The organism is Duganella violaceipulchra, from assembly GCF_019166075.1.
In the GTDB taxonomy this organism is placed as follows: domain Bacteria; phylum Pseudomonadota; class Gammaproteobacteria; order Burkholderiales; family Burkholderiaceae_D; genus Rugamonas; species Rugamonas violaceipulchra.
Map to the genome: position 1 here is coordinate 1 of NZ_JAHTGR010000227.1, position 255 is coordinate 255.

1 protein-coding gene is annotated in these 255 nt (G+C 71.0%); it reads left to right on the forward strand.

What is annotated here, in order from left to right; translation table 11 throughout:
• Nucleotides 1-255 (forward strand): NAD-dependent epimerase/dehydratase family protein (locus KVP70_RS35950; protein ID WP_332844203.1); only part of this gene is annotated, 255 nt, incomplete at both ends.

Genomic DNA, 255 nt, shown 5'->3' on the forward strand with positions numbered 1-255 from the left:
TGGTGACGGCCGGCTACCGCTCGTCGTTCTTCCACCCTGACAAATACGCCGAGCATGGCGTCGCGCTGGCCTCGGGCCGCGCCGGCAACGTGATCGGCGGCGGCGACTGGGCCGAGGACCGTTTGATTCCCGACATGGTGCGCGCCATCGCCGCCGGCAAGCCGGTGCGCATCCGCAGCCCGCACGCGATCCGCCCGTGGCAGCACGTGCTGGAGCCGCTGTCGGGCTACCTGACCCTGGCCGAGCACCTGTACA